Origin of the sequence: Serratia microhaemolytica (assembly GCF_004011885.1) — a bacterium.
In the GTDB taxonomy this organism is placed as follows: domain Bacteria; phylum Pseudomonadota; class Gammaproteobacteria; order Enterobacterales; family Enterobacteriaceae; genus Serratia_G; species Serratia_G microhaemolytica.
In genome coordinates this window covers 20577-47240 of the sequence record NZ_SBEF01000026.1, presented here as the reverse complement: position 1 = coordinate 47240, position 26664 = coordinate 20577, and the positions used below count along the sequence as shown (strand labels likewise).

Annotated in this window: 27 protein-coding genes and 1 riboswitch; of the genes, 21 read left to right on the top strand and 6 right to left on the bottom strand. The window is 50.0% G+C overall.

Annotated features, from left to right (window positions below):
- Positions 1-504 precede the first annotated feature (504 nt).
- Positions 505-1053 carry a gamma carbonic anhydrase family protein gene (locus EOJ37_RS09885; protein ID WP_127959758.1) on the top strand — a complete coding sequence of 183 codons (549 nt, stop codon included), beginning with the start codon at positions 505-507 and terminating at the stop codon, positions 1051-1053.
- A 55-nt stretch (positions 1054-1108) separates the two neighbouring features.
- Here the strand turns inward: EOJ37_RS09885 and aroE are convergent, their stop codons facing one another.
- The 4 genes from aroE to dprA form a co-directional block, all read right to left on the bottom strand.
- Positions 1109-1924, bottom strand: a complete 816-nt coding sequence (gene aroE, locus EOJ37_RS09880; protein ID WP_127959757.1) for a shikimate dehydrogenase — start codon at positions 1922-1924, stop codon at positions 1109-1111.
- A gap of 9 nt (positions 1925-1933) precedes the next feature.
- Positions 1934-2488 carry an L-threonylcarbamoyladenylate synthase type 1 TsaC gene (tsaC, locus tag EOJ37_RS09875; protein ID WP_240651694.1) on the bottom strand — a complete coding sequence of 185 codons (555 nt, stop codon included), beginning with the start codon at positions 2486-2488 and terminating at the stop codon, positions 1934-1936.
- Positions 2489-2559: 71 nt separating this feature from the next.
- Positions 2560-3102, bottom strand: coding sequence for a DNA topoisomerase family protein (locus tag EOJ37_RS09870; protein ID WP_127959755.1), 543 nt, complete (start codon positions 3100-3102; stop codon positions 2560-2562).
- Positions 3099-4232: a DNA-protecting protein DprA gene (gene dprA, locus EOJ37_RS09865; RefSeq protein WP_127959761.1), complete on the bottom strand. Its 1134-nt coding sequence runs from the start codon at positions 4230-4232 to the stop codon at positions 3099-3101. Before dprA ends, EOJ37_RS09870 begins: the two co-directional genes overlap by 4 nt.
- A 177-nt stretch (positions 4233-4409) precedes the next feature.
- Between dprA and def the strand changes: the two genes are divergently transcribed.
- From def to trkA, 4 genes are all read left to right on the top strand, one after another.
- Positions 4410-4919, top strand: coding sequence for a peptide deformylase (gene def, locus EOJ37_RS09860; RefSeq protein ID WP_127959754.1), 510 nt, complete (start codon positions 4410-4412; stop codon positions 4917-4919).
- Between the two features lie 17 nt (positions 4920-4936).
- Entirely contained in the window at positions 4937-5881 is a 945-nt protein-coding gene (fmt, locus tag EOJ37_RS09855) for a methionyl-tRNA formyltransferase (protein ID WP_127959753.1), read from the top strand.
- Between the two features lie 90 nt (positions 5882-5971).
- Positions 5972-7288 carry a 16S rRNA (cytosine(967)-C(5))-methyltransferase RsmB gene (rsmB, locus tag EOJ37_RS09850; RefSeq protein ID WP_127959752.1) on the top strand — a complete coding sequence of 439 codons (1317 nt, stop codon included), beginning with the start codon at positions 5972-5974 and terminating at the stop codon, positions 7286-7288.
- Positions 7289-7323: 35 nt separating this feature from the next.
- Positions 7324-8700 (top strand): Trk system potassium transporter TrkA, encoded by a 1377-nt coding sequence (gene trkA / locus EOJ37_RS09845; protein ID WP_127959751.1) that lies wholly within the window; start codon positions 7324-7326, stop codon positions 8698-8700.
- 166 nt (positions 8701-8866) lie between these two features.
- Here the strand turns inward: trkA and ubiK are convergent, their stop codons facing one another.
- A complete protein-coding gene (ubiK, locus tag EOJ37_RS09840) occupies positions 8867-9160 on the bottom strand; it encodes a ubiquinone biosynthesis accessory factor UbiK (protein WP_127959750.1) in 294 nt (97 codons plus the stop codon).
- Positions 9161-9659: 499 nt separating this feature from the next.
- Between ubiK and aroK the strand changes: the two genes are divergently transcribed.
- From aroK to hda, 11 genes are all read left to right on the top strand, one after another.
- Complete coding sequence (gene aroK / locus EOJ37_RS09835; RefSeq protein WP_127959749.1) at positions 9660-10181, top strand: shikimate kinase AroK; 522 nt, start codon at positions 9660-9662, stop codon at positions 10179-10181.
- 82 nt (positions 10182-10263) lie between these two features.
- A complete protein-coding gene (gene aroB / locus EOJ37_RS09830; protein WP_127959748.1) occupies positions 10264-11352 on the top strand; it encodes a 3-dehydroquinate synthase in 1089 nt (362 codons plus the stop codon).
- A gap of 136 nt (positions 11353-11488) precedes the next feature.
- On the top strand, positions 11489-11641 hold the full coding sequence (locus EOJ37_RS14435; protein ID WP_155522493.1) for a hypothetical protein: 153 nt from the start codon (positions 11489-11491) through the stop codon (positions 11639-11641).
- 73 nt (positions 11642-11714) lie between these two features.
- A complete protein-coding gene (locus EOJ37_RS09825; RefSeq protein WP_127959747.1) occupies positions 11715-12497 on the top strand; it encodes an SPOR domain-containing protein in 783 nt (260 codons plus the stop codon).
- A gap of 73 nt (positions 12498-12570) precedes the next feature.
- On the top strand, positions 12571-13383 hold the full coding sequence (gene dam, locus EOJ37_RS09820) for an adenine-specific DNA-methyltransferase (protein WP_127959746.1): 813 nt from the start codon (positions 12571-12573) through the stop codon (positions 13381-13383).
- Between the two features lie 36 nt (positions 13384-13419).
- Positions 13420-14097 carry a ribulose-phosphate 3-epimerase gene (gene rpe, locus EOJ37_RS09815; RefSeq protein ID WP_127959745.1) on the top strand — a complete coding sequence of 226 codons (678 nt, stop codon included), beginning with the start codon at positions 13420-13422 and terminating at the stop codon, positions 14095-14097.
- Positions 14090-14788 (top strand): phosphoglycolate phosphatase, encoded by a 699-nt coding sequence (locus EOJ37_RS09810; protein ID WP_127959744.1) that lies wholly within the window; start codon positions 14090-14092, stop codon positions 14786-14788. Before rpe ends, EOJ37_RS09810 begins: the two co-directional genes overlap by 8 nt.
- 2 nt (positions 14789-14790) lie before the next feature.
- The gene (gene trpS / locus EOJ37_RS09805) at positions 14791-15795 is read left to right on the top strand and encodes a tryptophan--tRNA ligase (RefSeq protein ID WP_127959743.1); all 1005 of its coding nucleotides are present in this window, start codon (positions 14791-14793) and stop codon (positions 15793-15795) included.
- A gap of 266 nt (positions 15796-16061) precedes the next feature.
- Positions 16062-16982 carry a kdo(2)-lipid IV(A) palmitoleoyltransferase gene (gene lpxP, locus EOJ37_RS09800; protein WP_127959742.1) on the top strand — a complete coding sequence of 307 codons (921 nt, stop codon included), beginning with the start codon at positions 16062-16064 and terminating at the stop codon, positions 16980-16982.
- A gap of 179 nt (positions 16983-17161) precedes the next feature.
- Positions 17162-18886 (top strand): SulP family inorganic anion transporter, encoded by a 1725-nt coding sequence (locus EOJ37_RS09795; protein ID WP_127959741.1) that lies wholly within the window; start codon positions 17162-17164, stop codon positions 18884-18886.
- Positions 18887-19156: 270 nt separating this feature from the next.
- A complete protein-coding gene (gene hda / locus EOJ37_RS09790; RefSeq protein WP_127959740.1) occupies positions 19157-19858 on the top strand; it encodes a DnaA inactivator Hda in 702 nt (233 codons plus the stop codon).
- Here hda and argF read toward each other — a convergent pair.
- Positions 19853-20869, bottom strand: coding sequence for an ornithine carbamoyltransferase (argF, locus tag EOJ37_RS09785; protein WP_127959739.1), 1017 nt, complete (start codon positions 20867-20869; stop codon positions 19853-19855). The two genes, hda and argF, sit on opposite strands and share 6 nt — an antisense overlap.
- Positions 20870-21030: 161 nt before the next feature.
- Here argF and rraB point away from each other — a divergent pair, with 161 nt between their 5' ends.
- The 5 genes from rraB (at position 21031) to thiQ (ending at position 26625) form a co-directional block, all read left to right on the top strand.
- A complete protein-coding gene (gene rraB / locus EOJ37_RS09780) occupies positions 21031-21474 on the top strand; it encodes a ribonuclease E inhibitor RraB (RefSeq protein WP_127959738.1) in 444 nt (147 codons plus the stop codon).
- 247 nt (positions 21475-21721) lie between these two features.
- The gene (gene lysA / locus EOJ37_RS09775) at positions 21722-22999 is read left to right on the top strand and encodes a diaminopimelate decarboxylase (protein ID WP_127959737.1); all 1278 of its coding nucleotides are present in this window, start codon (positions 21722-21724) and stop codon (positions 22997-22999) included.
- Between the two features lie 169 nt (positions 23000-23168).
- A riboswitch (TPP riboswitch) is annotated at positions 23169-23309 on the top strand.
- A 55-nt stretch (positions 23310-23364) separates the two neighbouring features.
- Positions 23365-24351 carry a thiamine ABC transporter substrate binding subunit gene (gene thiB / locus EOJ37_RS09770; RefSeq protein ID WP_127959736.1) on the top strand — a complete coding sequence of 329 codons (987 nt, stop codon included), beginning with the start codon at positions 23365-23367 and terminating at the stop codon, positions 24349-24351.
- Entirely contained in the window at positions 24327-25934 is a 1608-nt protein-coding gene (gene thiP, locus EOJ37_RS09765) for a thiamine/thiamine pyrophosphate ABC transporter permease ThiP (RefSeq protein WP_127959735.1), read from the top strand. The genes thiB and thiP overlap by 25 nt, the downstream gene beginning before the upstream one ends.
- Positions 25921-26625, top strand: coding sequence for a thiamine ABC transporter ATP-binding protein ThiQ (gene thiQ, locus EOJ37_RS09760; RefSeq protein WP_127959734.1), 705 nt, complete (start codon positions 25921-25923; stop codon positions 26623-26625). The genes thiP and thiQ overlap by 14 nt, the downstream gene beginning before the upstream one ends.
- Positions 26626-26664: the final 39 nt, after the last annotated feature.

The window sequence follows — 26664 nt, the reverse complement described above, 5'->3', positions numbered from 1 at the left end:
ATTAACTGTATGAATTTACTTCTACGAGTCACTCTTCAAGACTTCATTTATTTCGCCGCTTGCGCAGCGTGATAACGGCCTTGTGAGTGCCCACACAGATTGTCTGATAAATTGTTAAAGAGCGTTGGTTGCCGAGCTTGTTTGCCACAGCAACGCGGGAGGCAGATACTACCGTTTCCGCGTCAGGAGTCAAGCTTTTTCTTCAGTAAAGTTTGACCTTCTTACCACTAGCCTGTTGAACGATTTGAGCACAGGAACCTAACTACAAATCAAAACAGTATCTGTTACTCTCAGGCAGTGGGGGCGCATTATAGGGAATTAGATATCGGAAGCAACCACTTTTTCAGATTTTTTATTCGTTATTCTTCCTGGGTATCCAACCAAGCTGATTTTTTAGTCGTAAACAGCATTGGCTACCACCAACACTATCATCCCGCAGTTGCTGTTCAGACCTCTGTTGCAGTAAGTTAACTCTTCCCTTTTTCTAATGTTAAGGCGCTATATATGTCGCAAGCACTACGCCGTTATCAGCACTATTTCCCCAAACTGGGTTGCCGCGTTATGGTTGATCCTTCAAGTGTGGTGATCGGCAATACCGAGTTAGCCGATGATGTCAGTATTTGGCCACTGGTGGTGATCCGTGGCGACGTGAATGCAATCAAAATTGCTGCACGCAGCAACATTCAGGATGGCAGTATCTTACATGTCACTCATCAATCTGATGATAATCCAGATGGTTATCCACTATTAATTGGTGAGGATGTTACCGTCGGCCACAAGGCCGTGTTGCACGGCTGTCGTATCGGTAACCGTGTGCTAGTTGGGATGGGTTCCATCCTGCTTGATGGTGCAGTAGTAGGCGATGATGTGATCATTGGTGCTGGCAGCTTAGTGCCTCCAGGCAAACAGTTGCACAGTGGCTATCTCTACTTCGGCAATCCAGTGCGTCAGATTCGCCCGCTCACGGCATCTGAATTGGCGGGGCTTCTCTACTCTGCCAATAACTATCTACGCTGGAAAGATGAATACCTACAACAGCAAACTGATTTATAACAATCTGCTGATTTATCATCCATCAAGTTGAGCGTGCGGTTGGCGATTGGGTGTACTACTTCATTTCATTACGCAATTGCTGCAATACTGGCTCTATTGCTGGCATTGCACTGTGCCATAACATGAATGCATGCGCAGCCTGCCCGACCAGCATACCCAAACCATCAGCATACTGCTGTGCGCCCTGTTTTCGCACCCAACTCAGAAAAGGGGTTAACCCTGCTTGATAAAACATGTCATAACAGCGCGTAGACGGCTCGACAATGCTGGCTGGCAACAAAGGATGTTCACCGCTAATTCCAGCAGCAGTTGCATTGATAATCAGATCAAAATGTTGTTGTTCAAGTTGCTCTAATGGCAATGCGCTGAGTTCACCCAGGTGTTGTAGTGTTGCTGCTAAATTTTCTGCGCGGCTAATGGTGCGATTAGTCAGCACCACTTCACAGCCAAACGAAAGCAGCGGCATAATGGCTCCTCGAGCTGCTCCGCCTGCGCCAACCAGCAATATCCGGTCGTGATGTCGAATTAGCCCCTGACGCTCAAGATCTGATAACAAGCCAACTCCATCCGTGTTATCTCCCAGTAATTGACCATCAGGCAACCGCTTTAAGGTATTCACTGCACCAGCCACCGCAGCACGGTCACTGAGTTGATCCACCAGTTGATAAGCCTGTTCCTTAAACGGTACCGTGACATTTGCACCTCGCCCACCCGTGCTAAAAAAGTGGCGCACTGTGGCTTCAAATTGGGTTAATGGCACACACTCTGCACCGTAATTGTGCTCAATCCCTGTCTGCTGCGCAAATAACGCATGGATGCGCGGTGACTTACTGTGGGCTATCGGGTTACCCAGTACAACAAACTGATTCATGGCCTATACCTACCCTTGGCGGATCTGTTTACCTGTCAATGCATCTCGAATTTCAGAAGGGTTTTGGCGCCCCCCTACTTCGCCGTTCAATACCGGGAAATTCTCACCGAACTGTTGTGTTATCTCAGCGACACTTCGACACGGGGCTGCACCGCTTAAATTTGCGCTGGTTGAGACTAGCGGCTTAGCAAACTGGCGACAAAGCTGTTGCACCAGTGGATGTGCGCTCACACGTACCGCCAGCGAATCAAACTGCCCGGTTAAAAAACGCGGAGTTTGGCTTTTCGCTGGTATTACCCAAGTCACTGGGCCAGGCCAACTGGCAAAAATCGCTGCACGCTGTTGTGCATTAAGCTGGCTGTCATCAATGTAAGGTAACAATTGCTGATAATCTGCGGCAATCAGGATCAATCCCTTCTGCCATTGGCGCTGTTTTAACGCTAATAATTTAGCCACTGCCGTTTCACTGTCAGGATCACAGCCCAAGCCGAACACTGCCTCAGTCGGGTAAGCAATAACCTGCCCATCTTTTAGTAATTCAACGAGTGCTGCCAATTCAGTCATCGATTCCGCCATTATCAGTGTGACACTTTTTTGATGTTATTGGTTTTTATTGTCGCTATTGCCAATACTGCTTACTCAACCAGCACCGGCTTGCGGCATATCTTGCTGGCACAACAGAGCTTGGTGCCTTTGGAACTACGCTGTTCCGTCAACAGCGGGTAATGGCAATAAGCACACTCACCCGTGACAGGTTTAGTATTGAGGCTAAATTGGCACTCTGGATAACGATTACAGGCATAAAACAGTTTACCATAGCGTGACTTACGCTGTAGCAACTGCCCTTGGGTACACTGAGGGCAGTTGATCGCTGTTTCATCTGGTTTATCAATTACCTCCGTATGATCGCACGCTGGATAATGACGACAACTGATGAACATCCCGTAACGCCCTTGACGCAGCACCTGAACAGCTTGGCATTTCGGGCAACTCAGCTCAGGTAGCTCTTTGATAATGTGCCCATCTATCTGTGCCTTTAATGGTCGATGATATTGACATTCAGGATACGCCGAACAGCCAAGAAAAGCGCCGTAGCGACCGCTACGGATCACCAGTTCAGCGCCGCACTCTGGGCAGGACTCATGCCGTTTGATGGCGAAAATTGCCGGCTTTGTCATTGTTTTTTCTTGTCCTTCTTAATGGCTGATGGGGTGTTGCTGGCCACTCTAACGCGCACATATCCCCCAGGCACCGCAACCACTCTGCCAGCCAACTCAAGCTCAAGTAACCGCACCATTACCTCTGCGACAGGCTGCCCCGCTCGTTCGGCAATCACATCAACCGGTAGTACCTCATCGCCTACGTTAGCCAATAGATCATCAAATGGCAATTCGACCTGCTCCACAACACCGGTTAACACTGGCTCTTCAGGCAACCGCAACCAATGCAAGCCTTCATCAAGCTGTTGTACTATCTCAGCGGGTGCCGTCACCAAGTTAGCACCCTGCTGAATTAACCAATTGGTACCAGCGCTCATAGCGTTGCCTAGCGCACCAGGCAACGCGAATACCTCTCTGCCCTGTTCCAATGCACAGCGCGCGGTAATCAGCGAACCACTGCGCAGTGAAGCCTCAATCACTACCACTCCAGCACTTAAACCACTAATGATACGGTTACGACGTGGAAAGTGATCCGCCAGCGGCAAATCAGTGACCAGATGTTCAGATATCAGTGCACCACCTCGTTCAACAATTTGCCGCGCCAATTCGCTATGGCGGCGTGGGTAGATATTATTTAACCCACAGCCCAGCACAGCCAAGGTGATCCCTCCGGCTGCCAGCGCTGCGCGGTGACAGATACCATCAATTCCAATCGCTAGTCCACTGGTAATCGCAAAGCCACTCTGTACCAGCCCCTGAGCAAAATGTGTTGCCCAATACTCTCCATAGTGACTAAATTGACGGCTACCGACCATGGCAACTTGAGGTAATGATAAGGCATCACTCGCGCCTTCCACCAGCAGCAATAACGGAGGCTGGTCAATCGACTGTAATGCTTCAGGGAAGCTGTCATCACCGTAACGCAGTAGTTGGTGCCCCGGTTGTTCCAACCAGTCAAGTGTGGCAGTAAGGTATCGGCGATCGCAGTGCTGAAACTGGTTACACTGTTTTTCATTCAAACCGACGGCGCGCAATAACCGGAACGGATCACCCGCTGCCCGCACCAGTTCAGTAATGATCCGGCTGGCACGCACCGCCCCAATACCGGTCACTGCGTGCATACGTAAACTGATCTCTTCTGCCTGCATGGTGCATATCCCGCCAGCGATTGGGTTCATCAATTGTTAGGCTATCAGCAACTATCAGCACAAGTCTGTGCACTCGGCTATTGCTGCAATTATGTTGCAATGCTGTCAATCAGTCGCGGAAATGTCTAGAATGGTCGCCAATTTCATTTCATCACTCAAATGCAGATCTAAACCTATATGTCAGTGTTGCAAGTATTACATTTTCCCGATGATCGGTTACGCAAAATCGCTACGCCGGTCAAAGAAATCAATGAAGAGATAAAACGTATTGTGGCCGATATGTTCGATACCATGGCGGCAGAGGAAGGTATCGGTCTGGCGGCTACACAAGTCGATATTCATCAACGCATTATTGTGATTGATGTCTCTGAAAACCGCGATCAGCCATTGGTGCTAATTAATCCGGAATTTCTGGAAAAAAGTGGAGAAACCGGTATCGAAGAGGGATGCCTGTCTGTGCCAGAACACCGCGCACTGGTACCGCGTGCCGAGAAAGTGAAAATCGCAGCTATCGATATTAATGGACAACCGTTTGAACTTGAAGCAGATGGTCTGTTAGCCATCTGTATTCAACACGAGATGGATCATCTGATGGGGAAACTGTTTGTCGATTATCTTTCACCACTGAAACGCCAGCGTATCCGGCAAAAGCTGGAAAAGATGGCCAAACTGAATGCTCGTGGCTAACTGGATAGGAACACAACGTGTCTGACTCTTTGCGGATTATCTTTGCCGGTACACCAGACTTTGCCGCTCGCCACTTGCAGGCACTGCTGGACTCCCCTCATCAGGTTGTTGGTGTCTTTACCCAACCTGATCGCCCTGCGGGTCGTGGCAACAAGTTGACACCAAGTGCGGTGAAAGTTCTGGCTGAGCAGCATCAGTTGGCTATTTTTCAGCCTAAATCGCTACGTGCTGCCGAAGCTCAGCAGCAAATTGCTGAGCTGAATGCAGATGTGATGGTGGTGGTCGCTTATGGGCTGATCCTGCCTGCTGCCGTGTTGTCTATTCCGCGTCTTGGTTGCTTGAATGTACACGGTTCACTGCTGCCACGCTGGCGCGGTGCTGCACCGATACAGCGCGCACTGTGGGCTGGTGATCAGCAGACCGGTATTACCATTATGCAGATGGATGCTGGCCTCGATACCGGTGATATGCTTTATAAACTGCACTGTCCGATCGCAGCAGAAGATACTAGCGCTACACTGTATGAAAAATTGGCACTGATCGGGCCTGAGGGATTACTCGCTACACTGCAACAACTGAACGCTGGGCATTGTGTGCCAGAAGTGCAGGATGAACAGTTAGCCAACTATGCTGAAAAATTGAGCAAAGAAGAGGCGCGCTTAGACTGGGAGCTGTCAGCCAATCAACTGGAGCGCTGTATTCGAGCCTTTAACCCTTGGCCAGTTAGCTATTTCATGCTGGAAGATCAGCCAGTCAAAGTCTGGCAAGCCAACGTGCTCGCGGTGGTAAGCAACGCTACGCCGGGGACAGTGATCGGTGCCGATAAGCACGGCATTCAAATCGCTACGGGTGACGGTGTGCTAAACCTGACGCAACTACAACCCGCTGGCAAGAAAGTGATGTCGGCTCAAGATCTGCTCAACTCACGTCGCGAGTGGTTTACCTTGGGTCGTCGCCTGTAACTAAACATCCGCATCCGAGCTTGAAGCGGTGTGATTGTGCTGTTCCACCACTTTGGGTCTTAGCACCTTGAGTATTAGCATCTTTAGCCTATGAAAAACCGTTACAACCTTCGCAGTTTAGCAGCACAAGCTATCAGTCAGGTTCTCGAACAAGGTCAGTCACTGAGCACTGTGTTACCGGGTGTTCAAGTGCACTTGGTTGAGCGAGATCGCGCACTGTTACAAGAGCTCTGTTTTGGTACCTTACGTGTGTTGCCACAGTTGGAATGGTTACTACAACAACTGATGGAGAAACCACTGGTCGGTAAACAGCGCACACTGCACCACCTGTTAATGGTTGGGCTATATCAACTGTTGTACACCCGTATTCCAGCACATGCTGCATTGGCCGAGACGGTGGAAGGTGCCAGCGCATTAAAACGTACCCAGTTTAAAGGGCTGATTAATGGTGTGTTGCGCCAGTTCCAGCGCCAACAGCAGGCATTGGTTGACAAGGCGCGCCAACACCCAAGCAGCCATTTACACCCCAGTTGGCTGTTAAAGCGCATTCAGCACGCTTACCCGACAGCATGGCAACAGATTGTTGCTGCTAATAATCAAAAGCCACCAATGTGGTTGCGGGTCAATCAACAACATCACCAACGTGCAGATTATCTGCAATTACTGCAACAGGCTGGGATCAGTGCAGTCGCTGATGAAGAACATCCCGCAGCTATCCGGCTACTCACCCCCTGTGCAGTGAGTTTGCTGCCTGGCTTTGCTGAAGGCTGGATCACTGTTCAGGATGTTGCGGCGCAAGCAGCCGTCGAGCTACTGGCTCCGCAACCAGGAGAGCAGATCCTCGATCTCTGCGCGGCACCAGGCGGAAAAACCACCCACATTCTTGAGCTAGCACCAACTGCACAAGTCATGGCTGTTGATGTGGATCAGCAACGTTTAGATCGTGTGGCTGAGAATCTACAGCGTTTGGGGCAAAGTGCACAACTACACTGTGGTGATGGCAGAACGCCACAAGACTGGTGTGCCGGGAAACAGTTTGATCGCATTCTGTTGGATGCCCCCTGCTCCGCCACTGGCGTGATCCGTCGTCATCCTGATATCAAATGGCTACGCCGTGATAGCGACATTGCCGAATTGGTACAACTGCAACAGCAGATCCTAAACGCGATCTGGCGGTATTTAAAACCTGGTGGCGTACTGCTCTATGCTACCTGTTCAATCCTGCCAGAAGAAAATAGCGAACAAATTGCCACATTTTTATCACAGCACCCAGATGCCCAACTCGCTGAGCTGGCTGGCCGTTCGCAACTGGATGCTAGTGCGCAGTTGGGGCGGCAAAATCTTCCGCATCCTGAGCGGGGTGATGGTTTCTTCTATGCAAAGCTGATTAAAATGTCATTCGGTTAGCCAGTTGGCAACTGACGCATCAAATAGAGATCCCAATGAAAATAATCATTCTGGGTGCGGGCCAAGTAGGCGGCACCCTGGCAGAAAACCTGGTAGGCGAAAATAACGACATCACCGTAGTTGATACTAATGCGGTGCGTTTGCGTCAGTTGCAGGACAAATTTGATCTGCGTGTGGTACAAGGGCATGGTTCACACCCGCGAGTGCTGCGTGCTGCGGGTGCCGAAGATGCCGATATGCTGGTTGCCGTCACCAACTCTGATGAAACCAACATGATTGCCTGCCAGATTGCCTACTCGCTGTTTAATACGCCAAACCGCATCGCCCGTATTCGTGCAGCCGACTATATCCGGGAAGGAGAAAACCTGTTTCACCCCGAGGCGGTGCCTATCGATCACCTGATTACCCCAGAACAGTTGGTGATCGAGTACATTTACAAATTGATCGAATATCCAGGCGCGCTACAAGTGGTCAACTTTGCTGAAGGCAAGGTAAGTATTGCTGCGGTTAAAGCCTATTACGGTGGCCCATTGGTCGGCAATGCGCTCTCTTCAATGCGTGAGCACATGCCACATATCGAGACACGTGTCGCTGCTATCTTCCGCCACGATCGCCCGATTCGCCCCCAAGCCTCAACGGTGATTGAAGCCGGCGACGAAGTGTTTTTTGTCGCTGCCTCACAGCATATCCGCGCGGTAATGAGCGAATTGCAGCGCCTGGAAAAACCCTATAAACGCATTATGTTAGTCGGTGGTGGCAACATTGGGGCAGGGCTGGCACAGCGGTTAGAAAAGTCATACAACGTGAAACTGATCGAGCGAAATCCGCAACGGGCAGCAGACCTTGCTGAACAGTTACACGACACTATGGTGTTTTGTGGAGATGCCTCCGATCAGGAGTTGCTGACGGCAGAACATGTTGAACAGATCGACGTGTTCATCGCCATCACCAATGACGATGAAGCCAATATCATGTCCGCGATGCTCGCCAAACGGATGGGAGCAAAAAAAGTGATGGTGTTGATCCAGCGCCACGCTTATGTCGATCTGGTACAAGGTAGCGTGATCGATATCGCTATCTCCCCGCAACAAGCCACCGTTTCTGCACTATTGGGACATGTACGCAAAGCAGATATTGTCAGCGTCTCGTCATTACGCCGGGGTGTTGCCGAAGCCATCGAAGCGATCGCCCACGGTGACGAACAGACTTCGAAAGTGGTCGGACGCAAAGTTGATGAGGTAAAACTACCGCCAGGCACCACCATCGGTGCAATTGTGCGTGGTGACGAAGTGATCATTGCCAATAGCAACATCAGGATCGAACAGGATGATCACATCATCATGTTCATTACTGATAAGAAATTTGTCCCGGAAGTTGAACGCCTATTCCAACCAAGCCCATTCTTCTTGTAATACACAACAGTAGCAGCCGGGCTACCGTAACAAACGGCTCCCGGTCTGTTATTGCTGACCAACCGCAAAGCCTAACGATCTGTTGATTGGCAGCATAAGGGCCATTAGTTAGCCAAATGGCAAATCCAATAGCCCTTATGGCTTAGGCACTATAATCACTTAGGCACTATGCCTGCCCGCTCTTCTCCTCTGGCGCAGCAAGCGCTGGCTGCTGTTCCAATTGTTGCTGTTCCAGCCGTGCCAAACGTTGCTCAAGTAACGCGAGTTTTTCACGGGTGCGTAGCAACACCTGAGTCTGGACATCAAACTCTTCGCGGTTTACCAGTTCTAACCGGGTCAACTGCGCCTGAAGCACTTGGCGAATTTTCTTTTCAACATCTTCACCAAATTCACGTACCCCCTTTGGCATCGATTCATGGATCTGACGAGCAATTTGTTCAATTTTTTTCGGGTCGATCACAATGTTCCCCTCTCTATCTGTTGTAAACGCAATCTGGTGATTATCAGTCAATAGACCGAGTAATTCAAAAAAGTGTTACCAATGAAACGCAAGCTACACTACAACAACAGGTTAACGCCGTTGATCAATAACAAGTGCAACTGGTTATTTTATCGCCCTCAGCAGCAGCAAAGCGATTTTTTTATCCCCTTTTAAGCATCTGCGTTTGACGCTGCACAGGATTTAGCTTACAAGGAGTACCAAGCTAAGCGTTGAACTTTCTCCGTCCTCTTCCACTACTCTAAAAGGGGGCGACACAAACAACGCAGGTAACAAGGTATGATTTCTCTCCTGCAGCGTGGGTGGCAATTTATTCGGTTGCCAAACTAGCAAGAGTGTTGAGATAATTTTTCGTCTGATCTCACACTATCGCTCATGAGGTTTCAGTTTAGGTTCCGTTGCTAATTTGACTGACGGGGCAGGTTATCATTAACGAATTGTCTTGGTAATACCGAAAAACATGGCAGAGAAACGCAATATCTTTCTAGTTGGGCCAATGGGGGCAGGAAAAAGTACCATTGGGCGTCAACTAGCTCAGCAACTCAATATGGAGTTTTTCGATTCCGATCATGAAATTGAGCGACGTACAGGCGCAGATATAGGTTGGGTATTCGACGTGGAAGGTGAAGAGGGCTTCCGCGAACGCGAAGAAAAAATCATCAACGAGCTCACTGAAAAACAAGGAATTATACTGGCAACTGGCGGTGGTGCAGTAAAGTCGCGTGAAACACGTAACCGCCTTTCAGCACGCGGTGTGGTAGTCTACCTAGAAACCACCATTGAGAAACAGTTGGCTCGTACTCAGCGTGATAAGAAGCGTCCACTGCTGCAGGTTGATGCTCCACCGCGTGACGTGTTGGAAACATTGGCGAAAGAGCGTAATCCACTGTACGAAGAGATCGCCGACGTCACCATCCGTACTGATGAACAGAGTGCCAAAGTTGTCGCCAACCAGATCATCAACATGTTGGAAGGCCACTAGTGGCTGGCTTTAGCCGTATGGTGTAGCGTCCTACACCGATCCCGCATTCACGGGTTCAAATCATACCGAGAACTGATTACACATGGAGAAAGTCACTGTAACACTTGGGGAGCGTAGCTACCCAATTACCATTGCGCCCGGGCTGTTCAATGATGCGGCTTCGTTTCTTCCGCTGGTAGCATCTGAACAGGTGATGATCGTCACCAACCAGACCGTCGCGCCGCTCTATCTAGAAACGGTCAAACGGGTGCTGGAACAGGCTGGCATAGTGGTAGATCAGGTTGTGCTGCCGGATGGTGAACAGTACAAATCACTGGCGGTACTTGAGCAAGTGTTCTCCGCACTGCTGGCAAAACCCCATAGCCGTGATACCACGCTGCTGGCACTGGGTGGTGGCGTGATTGGCGATCTCACGGGTTTCGCCGCAGCCTGCTACCAACGCGGCGTACGTTTCATTCAGGTTCCAACCACTCTGCTTTCTCAAGTTGACTCTTCAGTGGGTGGCAAAACTGCCGTTAACCACCCGCTGGGGAAAAATATGATCGGTGCCTTTTACCAGCCGGCCAGCGTAGTGATTGATCTCAACTGTCTGCACACGCTGCCAGCGAAAGAGCTGGCCTCAGGCCTGGCGGAAGTGATCAAGTATGGCATTATCTTGGATGCTGACTTCTTCGTTTGGCTGGAGAACAACATTGAGTTGCTGGTCAAACTGGATATGGAAGCGCTCGGATATTGTATCCGTCGCTGTTGTGAATTAAAGGCGCAGGTTGTCGCCGCTGATGAGCGCGAAAATGGACTAAGGGCACTGCTCAATCTTGGCCATACTTATGGTCATGCGATTGAAGCAGAAATGGGCTATGGTGTCTGGCTGCATGGTGAAGCTGTCGCCGCAGGGATGGTCATGGCTGCACAGACCGCATACCGTCTCGGGTTATTGACTCAGGCAGATGTTGAGCGAATAAAAAGTTTGTTACTGCGTGCCGGGTTGCCCGTTCATGGCCCTGAGCAGATGGCACCTAGTCGCTATCTGCCGCATATGATGCGTGATAAAAAAGTGCTAGCAGGTCAGTTGCGTTTGGTTTTACCAACGGCAATTGGTCAAGCTGAAGTACGTAAAGGCGTGGCTGATACCTTAGTATTGGCTGCAATTACTGACTGTCTACCCACTTGATGCTGTACCTGAATCACCGAACCTCTCTGCGTGTTAGCATCAACAGGCAGATGGAATAAACAGCCTCAGCACAAGTGCGATGACTATTCTATTATATTGTTTTTAATTTGCTTTTCGTCGGTTAATGGAAAACGGCATGTTGTTGTTCAGAAATCGTTTAGTGGTAGCCAATTGGTGCTGCCCGTTTGCACCGGTGTGGTATCAAAAGCGGAACATTGCCGCGACAGGTGTCGATTACCCGCACTGCCCAAATGCAGTGCGAGCAGTAAAAGTAGGCGTGATGCGCTAAGTTGTTGGCCATTAAACATGAACACCATGATCGATAACATTAACTGACGATTGCTTTAGCTAGAAGGTTCCAGATGGAAGAGTTTAATGCGAAAGATGATCTCAAACCTGATGTCAATGATCGTCCCTCCACTCGCGCCAGCCGCTCTGCGGCTAAACCGCGTTTTACCGTTTCCCGCCAGCCGATGATGATCGTGATTGGTGTCTTGGTGTTATTACTGGTGATTGTCAGCATCCACTCAGCGCTAAAACGCTCTGGACAGCAGCAAGTAGCTCAGCCGATTAACCTGCCAACTTCATCAACCGTAGCAAACAGCCGCCTTTCCGCCACTGTCGATCAAACCGTTGGACAAACTGCACAACAGCCACAACGTTCCACACCAACCCCCTCGGTCAGTAGTGAACGATCTTCATTGGCTGCCTCGTCAACAAGCACTGCCATCACCTCTGCGCAAGGTGTACCATCAACAGTGGAAAATGGAGCTAGCAGCCAAACCCGAGCACCTGTAACAACCAGCACTGCCAGCAATCCGGCCAATGTGAAGAGAAATAATGTTATTAGCATCAATGGTCAGGGATACCTCACCCTACCGAGCAGCTATTACACGCTACAATTGAGTTCAGCTTCTCAACCGGACACCCTGACTAACTTTGGCAAACAGCATAATCTGCAACAGTTTATGGTGTACAGAACGCTACGTGAAGGTAAGCCTTGGTATATATTGGTCAGTGGTAGCTATCCCTCGTCCGAGGCCGCCAAAAACGCGATTGCTACTCTTCCAGCACAAGTGCGAGCAAAAAAACCGTGGATCCGCCCTGTATCTCAGGTTCAGCAGGATCTTAAAAACAACTACTAATTTTGTGCGCTGGTGTGCTGCAACATAGAGTACAATCCGCCGCTCTCAATGGTATAACTAGCTAATTGACGGCATGAAAAAAAACCGATCTTTTCTCAAATGGGCTGGTGGCAAATATCCGCTAGTGGATGATATTCGCCGCCATCTGCCAGAGGGAGACTACTTGCTAGAACCTTTTGTCGGCGCAGGCTCAGTGTTTCTGAACACGGAGTATGAACACTATATTCTTGCTGATATTAATTCTGACTTGATCAATCTGTATAACATCGTCAAACAACGCACTAACAGTTTTGTACGTGATGTTCGGATCCTGTTCACGCAGGAGTTCAACACGCCGGAACAGTTTTACCTGCTGCGCGACGAGTTTAACGATTGCAATAACAACTATCGGCGTGCGCAGCTGTTTTTATACCTTAACCGACACTGTTACAACGGGCTATGTCGCTATAACTCACGTGGCGAGTTTAACGTACCGTTTGGGCGCTATCAGCGACCCTACTTTCCAGAAGATGAGTTGTACTACTTTGCCGAAAGATCGCACCGTGCCACTTTTATCTGTGAACACTATCGCAAAACTATGCTCCAGGTAACCACTGGAGCAGTTATCTATTGTGATCCGCCCTATGCGCCGCTCTCTGCAACGGCAAATTTTACTGCCTATCACACCAGTAACTTTAACTTGGATGATCAGCAGGCATTGGCTGAACTGGCTCTTCAACTGGCCACACAACAGCAGGTGCCGGTATTAATCTCCAATCACGATACCGAATTGACACGCGGATGGTATCAACATGCTGAACTGTATGCTGTGCAGGCAACACGCACGATCAGCAGTAATATCTCTGCACGCAGTAAAGTGGGTGAACTTCTTGCCTTATATAGATAAGTTACTCAGTCTAAATCCTAATGCTTGGAGAAGCAGATGAAACAGTTTTTGATCGCCCCATCGATCCTTTCGGCTGATTTTGCCCGCTTGGGTGAAGATACCGCCAACGTGTTGGCTGCTGGGGCTGATGTGGTTCATTTTGATGTCATGGATAACCACTACGTACCCAATTTAACCATCGGCCCGATGGTTTGTCAGGCTCTGCGCAACTACGGCATTAACGCGCCGATCGATGTTCACTTGATGGTAAAACCGGTCGATCGGATCATTCCCGATTTTGCCAGCGCAGGAGCCAGCTACATCTCATTTCATCCTGAAGCGTCAGAACATGTCGATCGTACCCTGCAACTGATTAAACAGCATGGCTGTAAAGCAGGGTTGGTTTTTAACCCGGCAACGCCATTGAGCTATCTCGACTACGTGCTGGACAAAGTTGATCTGATCCTGCTGATGTCAGTCAACCCTGGTTTTGGTGGTCAATCATTCATTCCTGCCACTCTCGATAAACTACGCCAGGCACGCCAGTTGATCGACCAGAGTGGTTATGACATTCGTCTGGAAGTGGATGGTGGGGTAAAAGTCGATAATATTGCTGAGATCGCCGCTGCCGGTGCAGATATGTTTGTTGCTGGTTCCGCCATTTTTGGTCAACCCGATTACCGCCAAGTGATCGAACAAATGCGCAGTCAACTGCTGCAGGTGCAGCATGGCTGATTTGCGTGCTATCCGTGCATTGGCGTTTGATCTTGATGGTACGCTGGTCGACAGTGTGCCAGGATTAGCAGCGGCCATCGATTTGGCCTTGCGTGAAAGCGGCCTGGCTGCTGCGGGTAAAACGCAGGTCGCCTGTTGGATCGGCAACGGTGCTGATCTGCTGGTACAGCGTGCGCTAGAGTGGGCTGGCGGCGATATCAGTGCGGCCAACTGCCTGCTGGTTCGCCAACGGTTTGATCACTTTTACCGCGAAACGGTGCAGGGCGGTAGCAACCTGTTTCCTGGCGTCAAAGAGAGCCTGACTGAACTGGCCCAACGCGGATATCCGCTCGCACTGGTGACCAATAAGCCGACGCCATTTATCGCGCCGCTGCTGGCCTCGCTCGGTATCGATAACCTATTCTCGCCGATTATTGGTGGCGATGATGTGGTTGAGAAGAAACCCCATCCTGCACCGCTCTATCTGGTCTGTGGTAAACTCGGCTTACACACCAATCAGTTGCTGTTTGTTGGTGACTCTCGTAATGATATTCTGGCAGCGCAAGCGGCAGGCTGCCCCAGTGTCGGATTGACTTATGGCTACAACTACGGCGAATCGATAGCGCTAAGCCATCCTGACTACGTATTAACCAACTTTGCCGATTTATTGTCCCTTGTTGACCCTTCATGTTGCGACGATCAGGAAATTTAATCATGAATAAACCCATCGTATTTAGTGGTGCTCAGCCCTCTGGAGAACTGACCATAGGCAACTACATGGGAGCATTGCGTCAATGGGTGCAGATGCAAGACGACTACGACTGCATCTACTGCATCGTTGATTTGCATGCGATCACCGTGCGCCAAGATGCCCAGCAGTTGCGTAAAGCGACGCTGGATACCCTGGCACTCTATCTGGCCTGCGGTATTGATCCAGAAAAAAGCACCATTTTTGTCCAATCACAGGTTCCGGAACACTGTCAACTAAGCTGGCTGCTCAACTGTTACACCTACTTTGGTGAACTGAGCCGCATGACGCAGTTCAAAGATAAATCCTCGCGCTATGCCGAAAATATCAACGCAGGCCTGTTCAGCTACCCGGTACTGATGGCGGCCGATATTTTGCTCTACCAAACCCAGCAAGTGCCTGTCGGCGAAGATCAGAAACAGCATCTGGAACTTAGCCGTGATATCGCTCAACGCTTCAATGCGTTATATGGTGAGATATTCAGGGTACCAGAGCCGTTCATTCCCAAAGCGGGCGCACGGGTAATGTCATTGCAAGACCCGACTAAAAAGATGTCCAAATCAGATGACAACCGTAATAACGTTATTGGTCTGCTGGAAGATCCCAAATCAGTTCATCAGAAGATCAAACGTGCGGTGACTGACTCAGAAGATCCACCAGTGATCCGCTATGATGTCAGCAACAAGCCCGGAGTATCAAACTTACTGGACATCCTTTCCGGCGTGAGTGGTAAAAGCATCAGCCAACTCGAGAGCGAATTTTCTGGCCAGATGTATGGGCATCTGAAAGGGGCTGTGGCAGAAGCGGTTGCCGACATGCTGAGCTCCCTGCAACAGCGTTATCAACAAGTGCGCAGCGATGAAGCGTTGCTGCAACAGGTGATGCAGGACGGTGCCAACAAAGCGCGTGCTCGTGCCCAGCAAACACTGGCGAAAGTCTACGATGCGGTAGGTTTTGTCATGTCGCGCTGAGGATTGCATGGCGGTTATCCGCCTCGGCACAGCACCGCTTTCACTGCTGTGCCGCTTTCGACACTGATTTTGTGTGATACAATCGCCAATATAGGCTGAATTCCTGTCGTAATCTGCTACTTTATTTGAGTTAGCTAGCATAATATTTTATTTTTAATCGCAATTAGTGTATTGATCGCCAATCAGTCACTGCAATAGGCAGGTAGCCTTGGCGCGGTAAACTCCACCTGACCTGCTGATTAGCCGACACTGCCGAATGAGTTGATATGAAGCGTCCTCCTAATTTTCATGCTGCGTTACTGCATCCGCGTTACTGGCCAACCTGGTTTGGTCTGGCTGCTCTGTTCCTGTTAGTACAACTGCCTTATCCACTGCTGCACAAATTGGGCACTTGGCTCGGGCGCTTCTCAATGCGCTTTTTAGCGCACCGGGTTGAGATCACGCGTCGTAACCTTGAGCTCTGTTTTCCTGAGATGGATCGACAACAGCGTGAACGTCTGGTGACGGATAACTTCGCTGCGCTAGGGATGGGATTAATCGAAACCGGTATCGCTTGGTTCTGGTCAGATCGACGGGTAAAACGCTGGTTTACTGTTTCTGGGCTGGATAACCTGCAAGCCGCACAGCAGGGAGGGCGCGGAGTGCTAGTGATTGGTGTCCATTTTATGTCGCTGGAGCTAGGCGGCCGTGCGATGGGGTTATGTCAACCGATGATGGCGATGTACCGACCGCACAACAACAAGGCAATGGAGTGGGCACAAACTAAAGGGCGTATGCGCTCCAACAAAGCGATGCTTGATCGTAAAGAGCTACGTGCAATGGTGCAGGCACTAAAGGGGGGGGAAGCAGTCTGGTTTGCCCCTGATCAAGATTATGGCCCACGAGGCAGCGTGTTTGCACCACTGTTTGCCGTAGAGCAAGCTGCAACCACCAACGGCACCTTTGTATTAGCACGTATGGCACAACCTGCTCTGTTGCCAGTAGTGCTTATTCGTCGTCAGCAAGGTGATGGGTATGATCTGCTGATCGGTGCGGCACTCGAGGACTATCCGCTGGATAATGAATTGGCTGCTGCGGCGTACATGAACAAAGTTATCGAACGTGAGATCATGCGTGCCCCAGAACAGTACATGTGGCTGCATCGCCGTTTTAAGACGCGCCCACCCGGCGCACCATCACTCTATTAAAACGGCACAGCGATCAGCAAAGTGGTCTACAGTTGTGGGGGTTGTTCAACCTGTCATACAGCACATGCACTAACATTCCCTGGTTATTACGCAGCAACACCGTTCAACAACCACAGAGGTTGACAGTGCGTCAGTATTGACAAGCAAAGCTAGCGATAACCAATTGAAATGGAGAGGGTATGCAGCGGAAAAAACGACACAACATCGCTCCTGGGCTAATGAACTTATTGGCTTATCAACGTAGTTGGTTCAAGCCGGATCTGCGTGCCGGCTTGTCTGTTGCCGCCGTTGCACTACCTATCGCGATTGCTTATGCCGAGTTGGCTGGTGTAAGTGCGATTGTCGGACTCTACTCCTGTATTTTACCGATGCTGGCCTACGCCATCTTTGGCTCATCACGCCAGTTGATTGTTGGGCCGGATGCCGCCACTTGTGCAGTGATTGCGGCCGTGGTGACACCACTTGCCGCTGGTAATAGCGAGTTGCACTGGCAACTTACTATTGTTATGACACTAATGATGGGAACCTGGTGCCTGATTGCCAGCCATTTTAATCTCGGTGCTATTGCTGATCTGCTTTCACGCCCGATCTTAAACGGTTTGCTAAATGGCGTAGCCTTAACCATTATTGTTAATCAAATCAGCAAAGTATTTGGTTTCACTTCACCTTCAGATGAGTTAATTGAACGTATTTATTCGCTTCCAATCAGCTTGCTCAATAGCCACTGGCCTACACTACTGCTGTCACTGTTTACCTTACTGATCCTGTTCGGGCTGCGTTATCTGCGCCCTGAGTGGCCAGCACCACTATTTGCACTGGTGATCACCACTGGGTTAACTTGGTCAGCCGGTCTAACGCGTTTTGGCATTGAAACTGTTTCTGCTTATACCGGCAGTGGATTACCGCTGGTTGCCTGGCCCGCATTTAAACCTGGATTACTGCGTGATCTGGTACTCCCTGCCCTTAACCTCGCAGTAGTCAGCTTCGTCAGCATGATGCTGACAGCACGCAGCTTTGCAGCAAGAAATGGCTATGAGGTCGACGCCAATCGTGAATTTCGCGCACTGGGGATCATCAATATCGTCTCGGCTCTGTCACAAGGTTTCGCGATCAGTGGAGCCAGCTCACGCACCGCAATCAACGATGCCAACGGGGGTAAAAGTCAACTGGTATCAGTGATTGCCGCACTCACCATCGCCTCGGTGCTGTTTCTGTTCAGCCAACCGCTGCAATTTATCCCAGTTGCAGTATTGGGTGTGGTGCTGATTTACGCCTCTTGGTCACTGCTCGACCTGCGTGGCATATTCCGACTACGCAAGCGTAACCGTTCAGCTTTTAATCTGGCCCTGTTTACCTTCTTAAGCGTGGTATTGATCGGCATTATCCCCGGTATTGGCTTGGCGGTGTTGCTAGCGCTGTTGCAGTTTTTGCAGACAGTGTTCCGCCCAACTGAACAACTGTTGGGGGTAAACGACGAAGGGATGATCCATTCAATGGGTAATAACAACGGCATTAAAGCAGTCGAAGGGGTGCTAATGTACCGTTTTAACTCACCACTGACCTATTTCAACGTGGTCTACTTCAAACGCCGGATCACCAATCTGGTTGACAGTCTGCCAGCAACGCCACGTTGGGTCGTAATTGACGCAGTTGCCAGTTTTACCCACCCGGATATCAGCGTACTCGCCAGCATTGATGAGTTGCAACGTGATTTAAAGATGCGAAATATCAGGCTAGTGTTGGCTGGGCGCCGCAGTGAACTGACGCGCTGGTTCCAGAGCGACAACGACAGCAATCGTGATTTGATTATCGTGCCGGATCTTTACCTAGCGTTACGGCTGATCCAGAGTAACGAGCAGAAAACACAGGCAGAACAGATCACAGATCCGCCAGCAGTCCCCTGATGGTGCAGCAGAATATTGAACGCCACCATCCAGACAAAAAACCGAATCAATGCGTTTTTTCGGGCCAAAGCTCAATGTGTGTCTGCTGTAGCTTTACCTTGCCAAAGGCTGAACACGTGTATTGCGTTGAACCAACATCTCAGGCTTGCCAGTACAGTTTTCGGGACTTATTGCTAGTTGCATCAGGCCGTTAAAGCGTGATTTCAACAGTTGTCACTTTTTGTGATAGACTGCTGCTGTTTTCTGCCCGCTTTTGGTTGAGGTGTTTTTCTGAATACATCGGTACAGCTTTCACTGCCACTCTATCTTCCCGATGATGAGACGTTCGCCAATTTCTATCCAGGAGAGAACGCCTCACTGCTCGCTGCTCTACAAACTGCGATTGAGCAGCCACAGGCCAGCTATCTCTATTTCTGGTCACGGGAAGGGGGAGGACGCAGCCATCTACTTCATGCTGCTTGTGCCGCGCTTTCGCAACGCAACCAAGCGGTCGGTTATGTGCCGCTCGATAAGCGTGCCTATTTCGTGCCTGACGTGTTAGAGGGAATGGAGCAGCTCGCGCTGGTCTGCATTGATAATATTGAGTGCATTGCTGGTGACCATGAGTGGGAAGTGGCGATGTTCAACCTCTACAACCGCATTCTTGAGCACAACCACACTTCACTGCTGATTACTGGTGATCGTCCACCACGCCAGTTGGCACTGACACTGCCCGATCTGGCTTCCCGTCTCGACTGGGGACAGATTTATAAACTACATCCGCTCTCTGATGACGATAAACTACAGGCAATGCAGTTGCGCGCCAAATTGCGTGGTTTTGAGCTACCGGAAGATGTCGGCACCTTCCTGTTTCGTCGGCTCGATCGTGAAATGCGTTCGCTATTTCATGCCCTTGATCAGCTTGATCGTGCCTCTATTACCGCACAACGCAAGCTGACCATACCGTTTGTGAAAGAGATCCTCGATCTATAGCGACACCGTTTCACTCAAGCTGGCAACCATCACCGCTTTAATGGTATGCAAACGATTTTCCGCCTGAGTAAAGACCACGCTGTGTTCTGATTCAAACACTTCATCTGTCACTTCCATGCCACCATGCAAACCATACAGATCCGCCATCTGTTTACCGAGCGTGGTATTGTCATCATGGAAGGCTGGCAAACAGTGTAAAAACTTCACGTTTGGATTCCCGGTTAACTGCAACATCGCCATATTGACCTGATAAGGACGCAGTAGATCGATACGCTGCTGCCAAGTCTCCTTCGCCTCGCCCATCGAAACCCAAACATCGGTATAGATAAAATCAACGCCCAACACCCCTTCCGCAATCTGCTCAGTGAGCGTAATTTTGCCACCCTGCTGTTTGGCAATAGCCTGACACTGTGCGACTAACTGCTCTTCTGGCCAACACGCCTTCGGCGCCACCAAGCGCAGATCCAAGCCAACCAATGCAGCCGCTTCCAATAAACTGTTGCCCATGTTATTTCGTGCATCACCAACATAGGCCAATTTGATGGTATTGATTGCTTGATCAGGCAGATACTCTCGCAATGTTAGCAGATCAGCCAATAGCTGCGTCGGATGAAACTCATTGGTCAGGCCATTCCAAACCGGCACACCCGCGTGTGCGGCCAATATCTCTACCTGCTGTTGGCCAAAACCGCGATATTGGATTGCGTCATACATTCGCCCAAGAACCCGTGCGGTATCTTTCATTGACTCTTTATGCCCAATCTGACTGCCACTCGGCCCAAGATAGGTAACATGTGCGCCTTGATCGAAGGCTGCCACCTCAAACGCACAACGGGTGCGTGTCGAATCTTTCTCAAAGATCAGCGCAATATTTTTCCCCACCAGATACTGCTTCTCCTGGCGCTGCTTTTTGGCCTGCTTTAAATCTGCAGCCAACTGTAACAATGCATTGATCTCACTTGGGGTAAAATCCATCAAACGTAAAAGGTGGCGATTGTAGAATGGGTTCATCAGATACTTCTCTCTTAAGCTGGATTGAATATCGATTCAAATTATATGTATTAATATTCATTTTCAACCCCAGCAAAAAATCTTTTCTGTTTAGCATAGCCGCGCCGTCGCCGCTATGTGAAAATGAGTGCACTTAGGCTAATTTTACGGAGAACAGAGAAATGGCAAGCCGCGAACTGTTGGAAGAACAACGTGAAGAGACACGCCGGATTATTGAAGAGTTACTCGAAGATGGTAGTGACCCGGATGCGCTTTATACCATTGAACACCACTTATCCGCCAAAGAGTTTGATGTACTGGAACAACTTGCTGTCGAAGCGTTTAAACTCGGCTACGAGGTCAGTGATGCTGAAGAACTAGAAGTGGATGACGACACGGGAGAGCATTCGCTGTTAACCTGCTGCGATGTAATTGGTCAAGTCGCACTGGATGCTGAACTTATCGATCAACAGGTCGAGCAGATCATGGCACTGGCTGATAAGTACCAAGTGAACTACGACGGTTGGGGCACTTATTATCAAGATCCGGATGGTGACGATGAATATGATGACGACGAAGATGAGCCTGGGTTTATTGATCACGATGATGATGGCAAGCGCCACTAATCGTTTAGCCTCCTGATGCTCGTTATATAAAATTCGTCATGTAACTAGCCGGTTAATTTGAATAATCTGTTGTAAGCTAAACATTGTTGTGAATTACACACCATGACAGATTGAAGCCAAGGGGTAAATCCCATCCCCTTGCTGCCTCAGTGTTGGTCTTAACGCCAAGGATGGTTTGCTCACTCACTGCCTGCTTGCCATTGACTACCGCTAACTGTGACAACCTATTTTTGGATGGAAACCGCCAATGCCACGCCCGATTAACGATAGCGCAAATCCGCTCAACGCCACGCAACTACTGACTCTACCTGCACGTTTCGGCACTCCTCTCTGGGTATTCGATGCTGAGATGATCCGCCAGCGCATCCGCCAGCTACGCCAGTTTGATGTGATCCGCTTCGCCCAAAAAGCCTGTTCCAATATCCATATTCTGCGTCTGATGCGTGAACAAGGTGTGAAAGTGGATTCAGTGTCACTGGGCGAGATTGAACGTGCCTTAAAAGCAGGCTTTCAAACCGATGGCGATGACATCGTCTTTACTGCCGATGTGCTCGATCACGCCACACTAGCGCGTGTCGCTGAATTGAAAATTCCGGTGAATACCGGTTCGATCGATATGCTGGAGCAACTTGGTCAGGTGTCTCGTGGTCACCCAGTCTGGTTACGCATCAACCCTGGCTTTGGCCACGGCCACAGCCAGAAAACCAACACCGGCGGTGAAAACAGCAAACATGGTATCTGGCACAGCGAACTGCAACAAGCGATGGAGAAAATTGCTCAGTACCAGTTAAAGCTGGTCGGTGTGCATATGCATATTGGTTCTGGGGTTGATTATCAGCATCTGGCGCGCGTCTGCGACGCTATGGTGCAGCAGGTGATCGCACTCGGGCATGATATCAGTGCCATTTCTGCCGGTGGTGGCCTCTCTATTCCTTATCAACAGGGAGAAGAGGCGATTGATACCGAACACTATTATGGCTTGTGGCACCGCGCCCGGCAGCAGATCGCCGCACATTTGGGCCATCCGGTAAAACTAGAGATTGAACCAGGACGTTTTCTGGTCGCTGAATCGGGTGTGCTGCTGAGCCAAGTACGTGCCGTTAAACAAATGGGCAGCCGCCACTTTGTGCTGGTAGATGCTGGCTTTAACGATTTAATGCGTCCAGCAATGTATGGTAGCTATCACCATATGTCTCTGTTAGCCGCCAACGGTGATGACTGTAGTACGCGTCCTCAGAAGGAGAGTGTCGTAGCCGGGCCATTGTGTGAATCGGGCGATGTTTTCACCCAACAGGCGGGCGGTGGCGTCGAAACCCGCTTGTTACCCGAAGCCGCTGTTGGGGATTATCTGCTGTTTCATGATACTGGTGCTTATGGTTCTTCAATGTCATCTAACTACAACAGCAGGCCTCTGTTACCTGAAGTGCTGATCGATGCCGGTGAAGCACGGCTGATCCGCCGTCGACAAACCATTGATGAACTGCTTGATCTGGAGTTGAATCCCCAACCGGCTCGCAGTCAATAGCATTCAATAACTCCAGCCAGCAACTCTCCACCCGCTCACTAAGTCATGCTGAAGGCGTGGTGGTTGCTTGCTTGGCGACACTCAACACTGCGCTAAATATTGAGCCTGGCTGTTGCAACAAGCGCTGACAATCAGGCTTTGACTATTACGCGTTAATCCTTACAATGACGCCGACTCAACGGGGTGCGGGAAACAGCCTGAGTTTACTGTCTGCTAGAACAACCGACAGTACTCACTTTTCCTGCTGAGAGGACACCCGTCGAACCTGATCCGGTCAATACCGGCGGAGGGATTTGAGTATGGCGCACAAAGAGATCCTTGCGCGCCCTCAGATACCTTTGCCCCTTATTTCTCAGGAGTGCAAAGTGTTGAACAAATATCTGCTAAGTCTGTTATTACTCACTACATTTCCAGTACTAGCAAAACCACAACTCACTATTTACACCTACGATTCATTTGCTGCCAGTTGGGGGCCAGGTCCCAAAGTGAAGGCAGCATTTGAAGCGAACTGTGACTGCACAGTGAAATTTGTCGCACTGGAAGATGGTGTCTCACTACTTAACCGTCTGCGACTAGAAGGCCAAAAGAGCAGTGCTGATATCGTGTTGGGGCTGGATAATAACCTGCTACAAGCAGCACGTAAGACGGGATTGTTTGCCGAGAGCCGAGTTGATACCCGTCAATTGACACTGCCGGGTGGCTGGCAAGATAGTACCTTCATTCCTTATGATTACGGCTACTTTGCCTTTATCTACAATAAAAATCGACTGACAGATCCCCCTCGCAGCCTACAAGAGTTGATCAACAGCGATCGCAACTGGACGATTATCTATCAAGATCCACGCACCAGCACCGTTGGCCTGGGTCTGCTACTCTGGATGCAAAAGCTGTACGGCGATCAAGCCGGTGAACAATGGAAAAAACTGGCGAAAAAAACCATCACGGTACCCAAAGGCTGGAGCGAAGCTTATGGACTATTTTTAAAAGGTGAGAGTGACATGGTGCTCAGCTACACCACCTCGCCAGCCTATCACCAGATCGAAGAGGGTGATAACAGCTACGCGGCCGCCAATTTTAGTGAAGGTCACTACCTACAGATCGAAATTGCTGGCAAGTTAAAAAACAGCAAACACCCAGAGCTGGCCGAACAATTTATGCAGTTTATGATTTCCCCAGCATTTCAGGATCATATTGCGCATGGTAACTGGATGTACCCGGTGCTTGAGAACGCACTACCTGCTGAATTTAAACAAATTGCCATACCAAAAGTGGCACTACAGTTCAGCGCAAAGGACGTAGCCCAGAAACGCAGTGATTGGACACGTGCATGGCAAAACGCTGTCAGTCACTAATTCCAGTTTGGTTATGGCCGGGATTGATCGCTGCCGGCCTACTGCTATCGATTGCGCTGATGACATTCGGCGTGCTCTGGCTGCACGCCCCCCAGCAGCACGATGATAGCCTCTGGCAGGATAGTTACCTCTGGTACGTGGTACGCTTTACCTTTCTGCAGGCAACACTCTCGGTTTTAGTCTCCGTCGTTCCGGCTATCGGGCTGGCTGGCGCACTCTATCGGCGACGTTTCCCTGGTCGCCAGTTACTATTGCGCCTCTGCTCAATGACACTGATCCTACCCGTGCTGGTCGCGCTGTTTGGTATTTTAACCGTTTATGGCAAGCAGGGCTGGTTAGCCACACTGTTTGACTGGCTCGGTTTCAGCTACACCTTTTCACCCTACGGCTTGGACGGTATTCTGCTGGCACACGCCTTCTTCAACCTGCCACTGGCCAGCCGACTGCTACTGCAAGCATTAGAGACTATTCCGGCTGAACAGCGAAAACTGGCAGCACAACTCGGCATGAGCCGCTATCAGCAGTTTCGCTGGGTTGAATGGCCGGCATTACGTCGCCAACTTCCCTCCTGCATCAGCTTGATCTTCATGCTCTGCTTTGCCAGCTTTGCTACCGTGTTAGTGCTTGGAGGGGGGCCACAAGCAACCACCATTGAACTGGCGATTTATCAAGCACTCAGTTATGAGTACAACCTCGAACAAGCGGCACTATTAGCCCTACTCCAGCTCATTTGCTGCCTGGGGTTAATGATCTTGAGTCAGCGCTTTAACCATCAATTGCCCAGCGGATCGAGCAATGAGCAGCACTGGCAGGATCCAGCCGATAACCTATGGCAACGCATTTGCGATAGCGCATTGATTGTTGCTGCAATGCTGCTGGTACTGCCGCCGCTGTTTGCGGTGCTGCTTGATGGCACCAATCAGGCAATGCTCAGTGTGCTACAGCAGCCGGCACTTTGGCAGGCGCTCAGTACTTCGCTACATATTGCTTTGCTGGCTGGCACGTTATGCGTGATGTTAACCATGATGCTACTCTGGAGTAGCCGTGAACTAAAACTACGCCAACACGTAAACTGGGGCTATTCACTTGAGTTAACTGGCATGATCATCTTAGCAATGCCGGGCATTGTGCTGGCAACCGGCTGCTTTTTATTGCTGAACAACACCATCGGTATACCACAGTCACCCTATCTACCGGTTGTTTTGATTAATGCACTGATGGCAATACCCTATGCATTGAAAATATTGGATAACCCAATGCGCGATTTGGCTGAACGACACAATCGATTATGCCAGTCATTGGGCATCACTGGTTGGCGGCGCTTATGGTGGGTAGAGTTAGCAGCACTAAAACAGCCACTGTCACAAGCATTTGCTTTTGCCTGCCTACTATCACTAGGAGATTTTGGTGTCGTTGCGCTGTTTGGCAGCGAACAATTCTTGACTCTGCCGTTCTACCTTTACCAACAAATCGCCGCCTATCGCAGCAATGATGGTGCGGTAACCGCACTGTTAATGCTGTTATTGTGCTTCCTGCTATTTACATTAATTGAACGTTTACCAAACCGCCATGCTGACGCTTGAAAACCTGACTTACCTTTATCAACACCAGCCAATGCGTTTTCATCTGCGTATCGAACCAGGGGAGCAGGTCGCAATACTTGGCCCCAGTGGTGCGGGTAAAAGCACACTGCTCAATCTGATTGCCGGTTTTTTACCCGTTGCCAGTGGCCAACTCTGGCTTAATAACATTAACCACACCGAAACAGCGCCGGCAAAACGTCCTGTTTCTATGTTATTTCAGGAAAATAACCTGTTTTCTCACCTCACAGTACGGCAGAATATCGGCTTGGGGCTAGATCCTGGTTTACGCCTTAATAGCGCACAGCAGCAGCAATTAATGCAGATTGCCTGTCAGGTTGGTCTGGATGAACACCTGCAACGTTTACCCACGCAACTTTCCGGTGGTCAGCGACAACGAGTAGCATTAGCCCGCTGCCTGCTACGTCAGCAGCCGATCTTGCTACTGGATGAGCCATTTTCGGCGCTCGATCCAGCACTACGGCGTGAAATGCTGCAACTGGTGCGCACGGTATGTCATCAACGGCAACTGACTTTATTGATGGTTTCACACAGCCTTGAAGATGCCGCGCGCATCGCACCTCGCACGCTGCTGGTGGTCAATGGTCGCATCTATTACGATGGCTCAACTGAGGCACTGTTAGAAGGCAGCACTCCCGAAGCCCAGGTATTGGGGGTGCTAGCTGAACTGTGATGAATGTCACGTTTTTAATTTTGTATGCATAAACCTGTT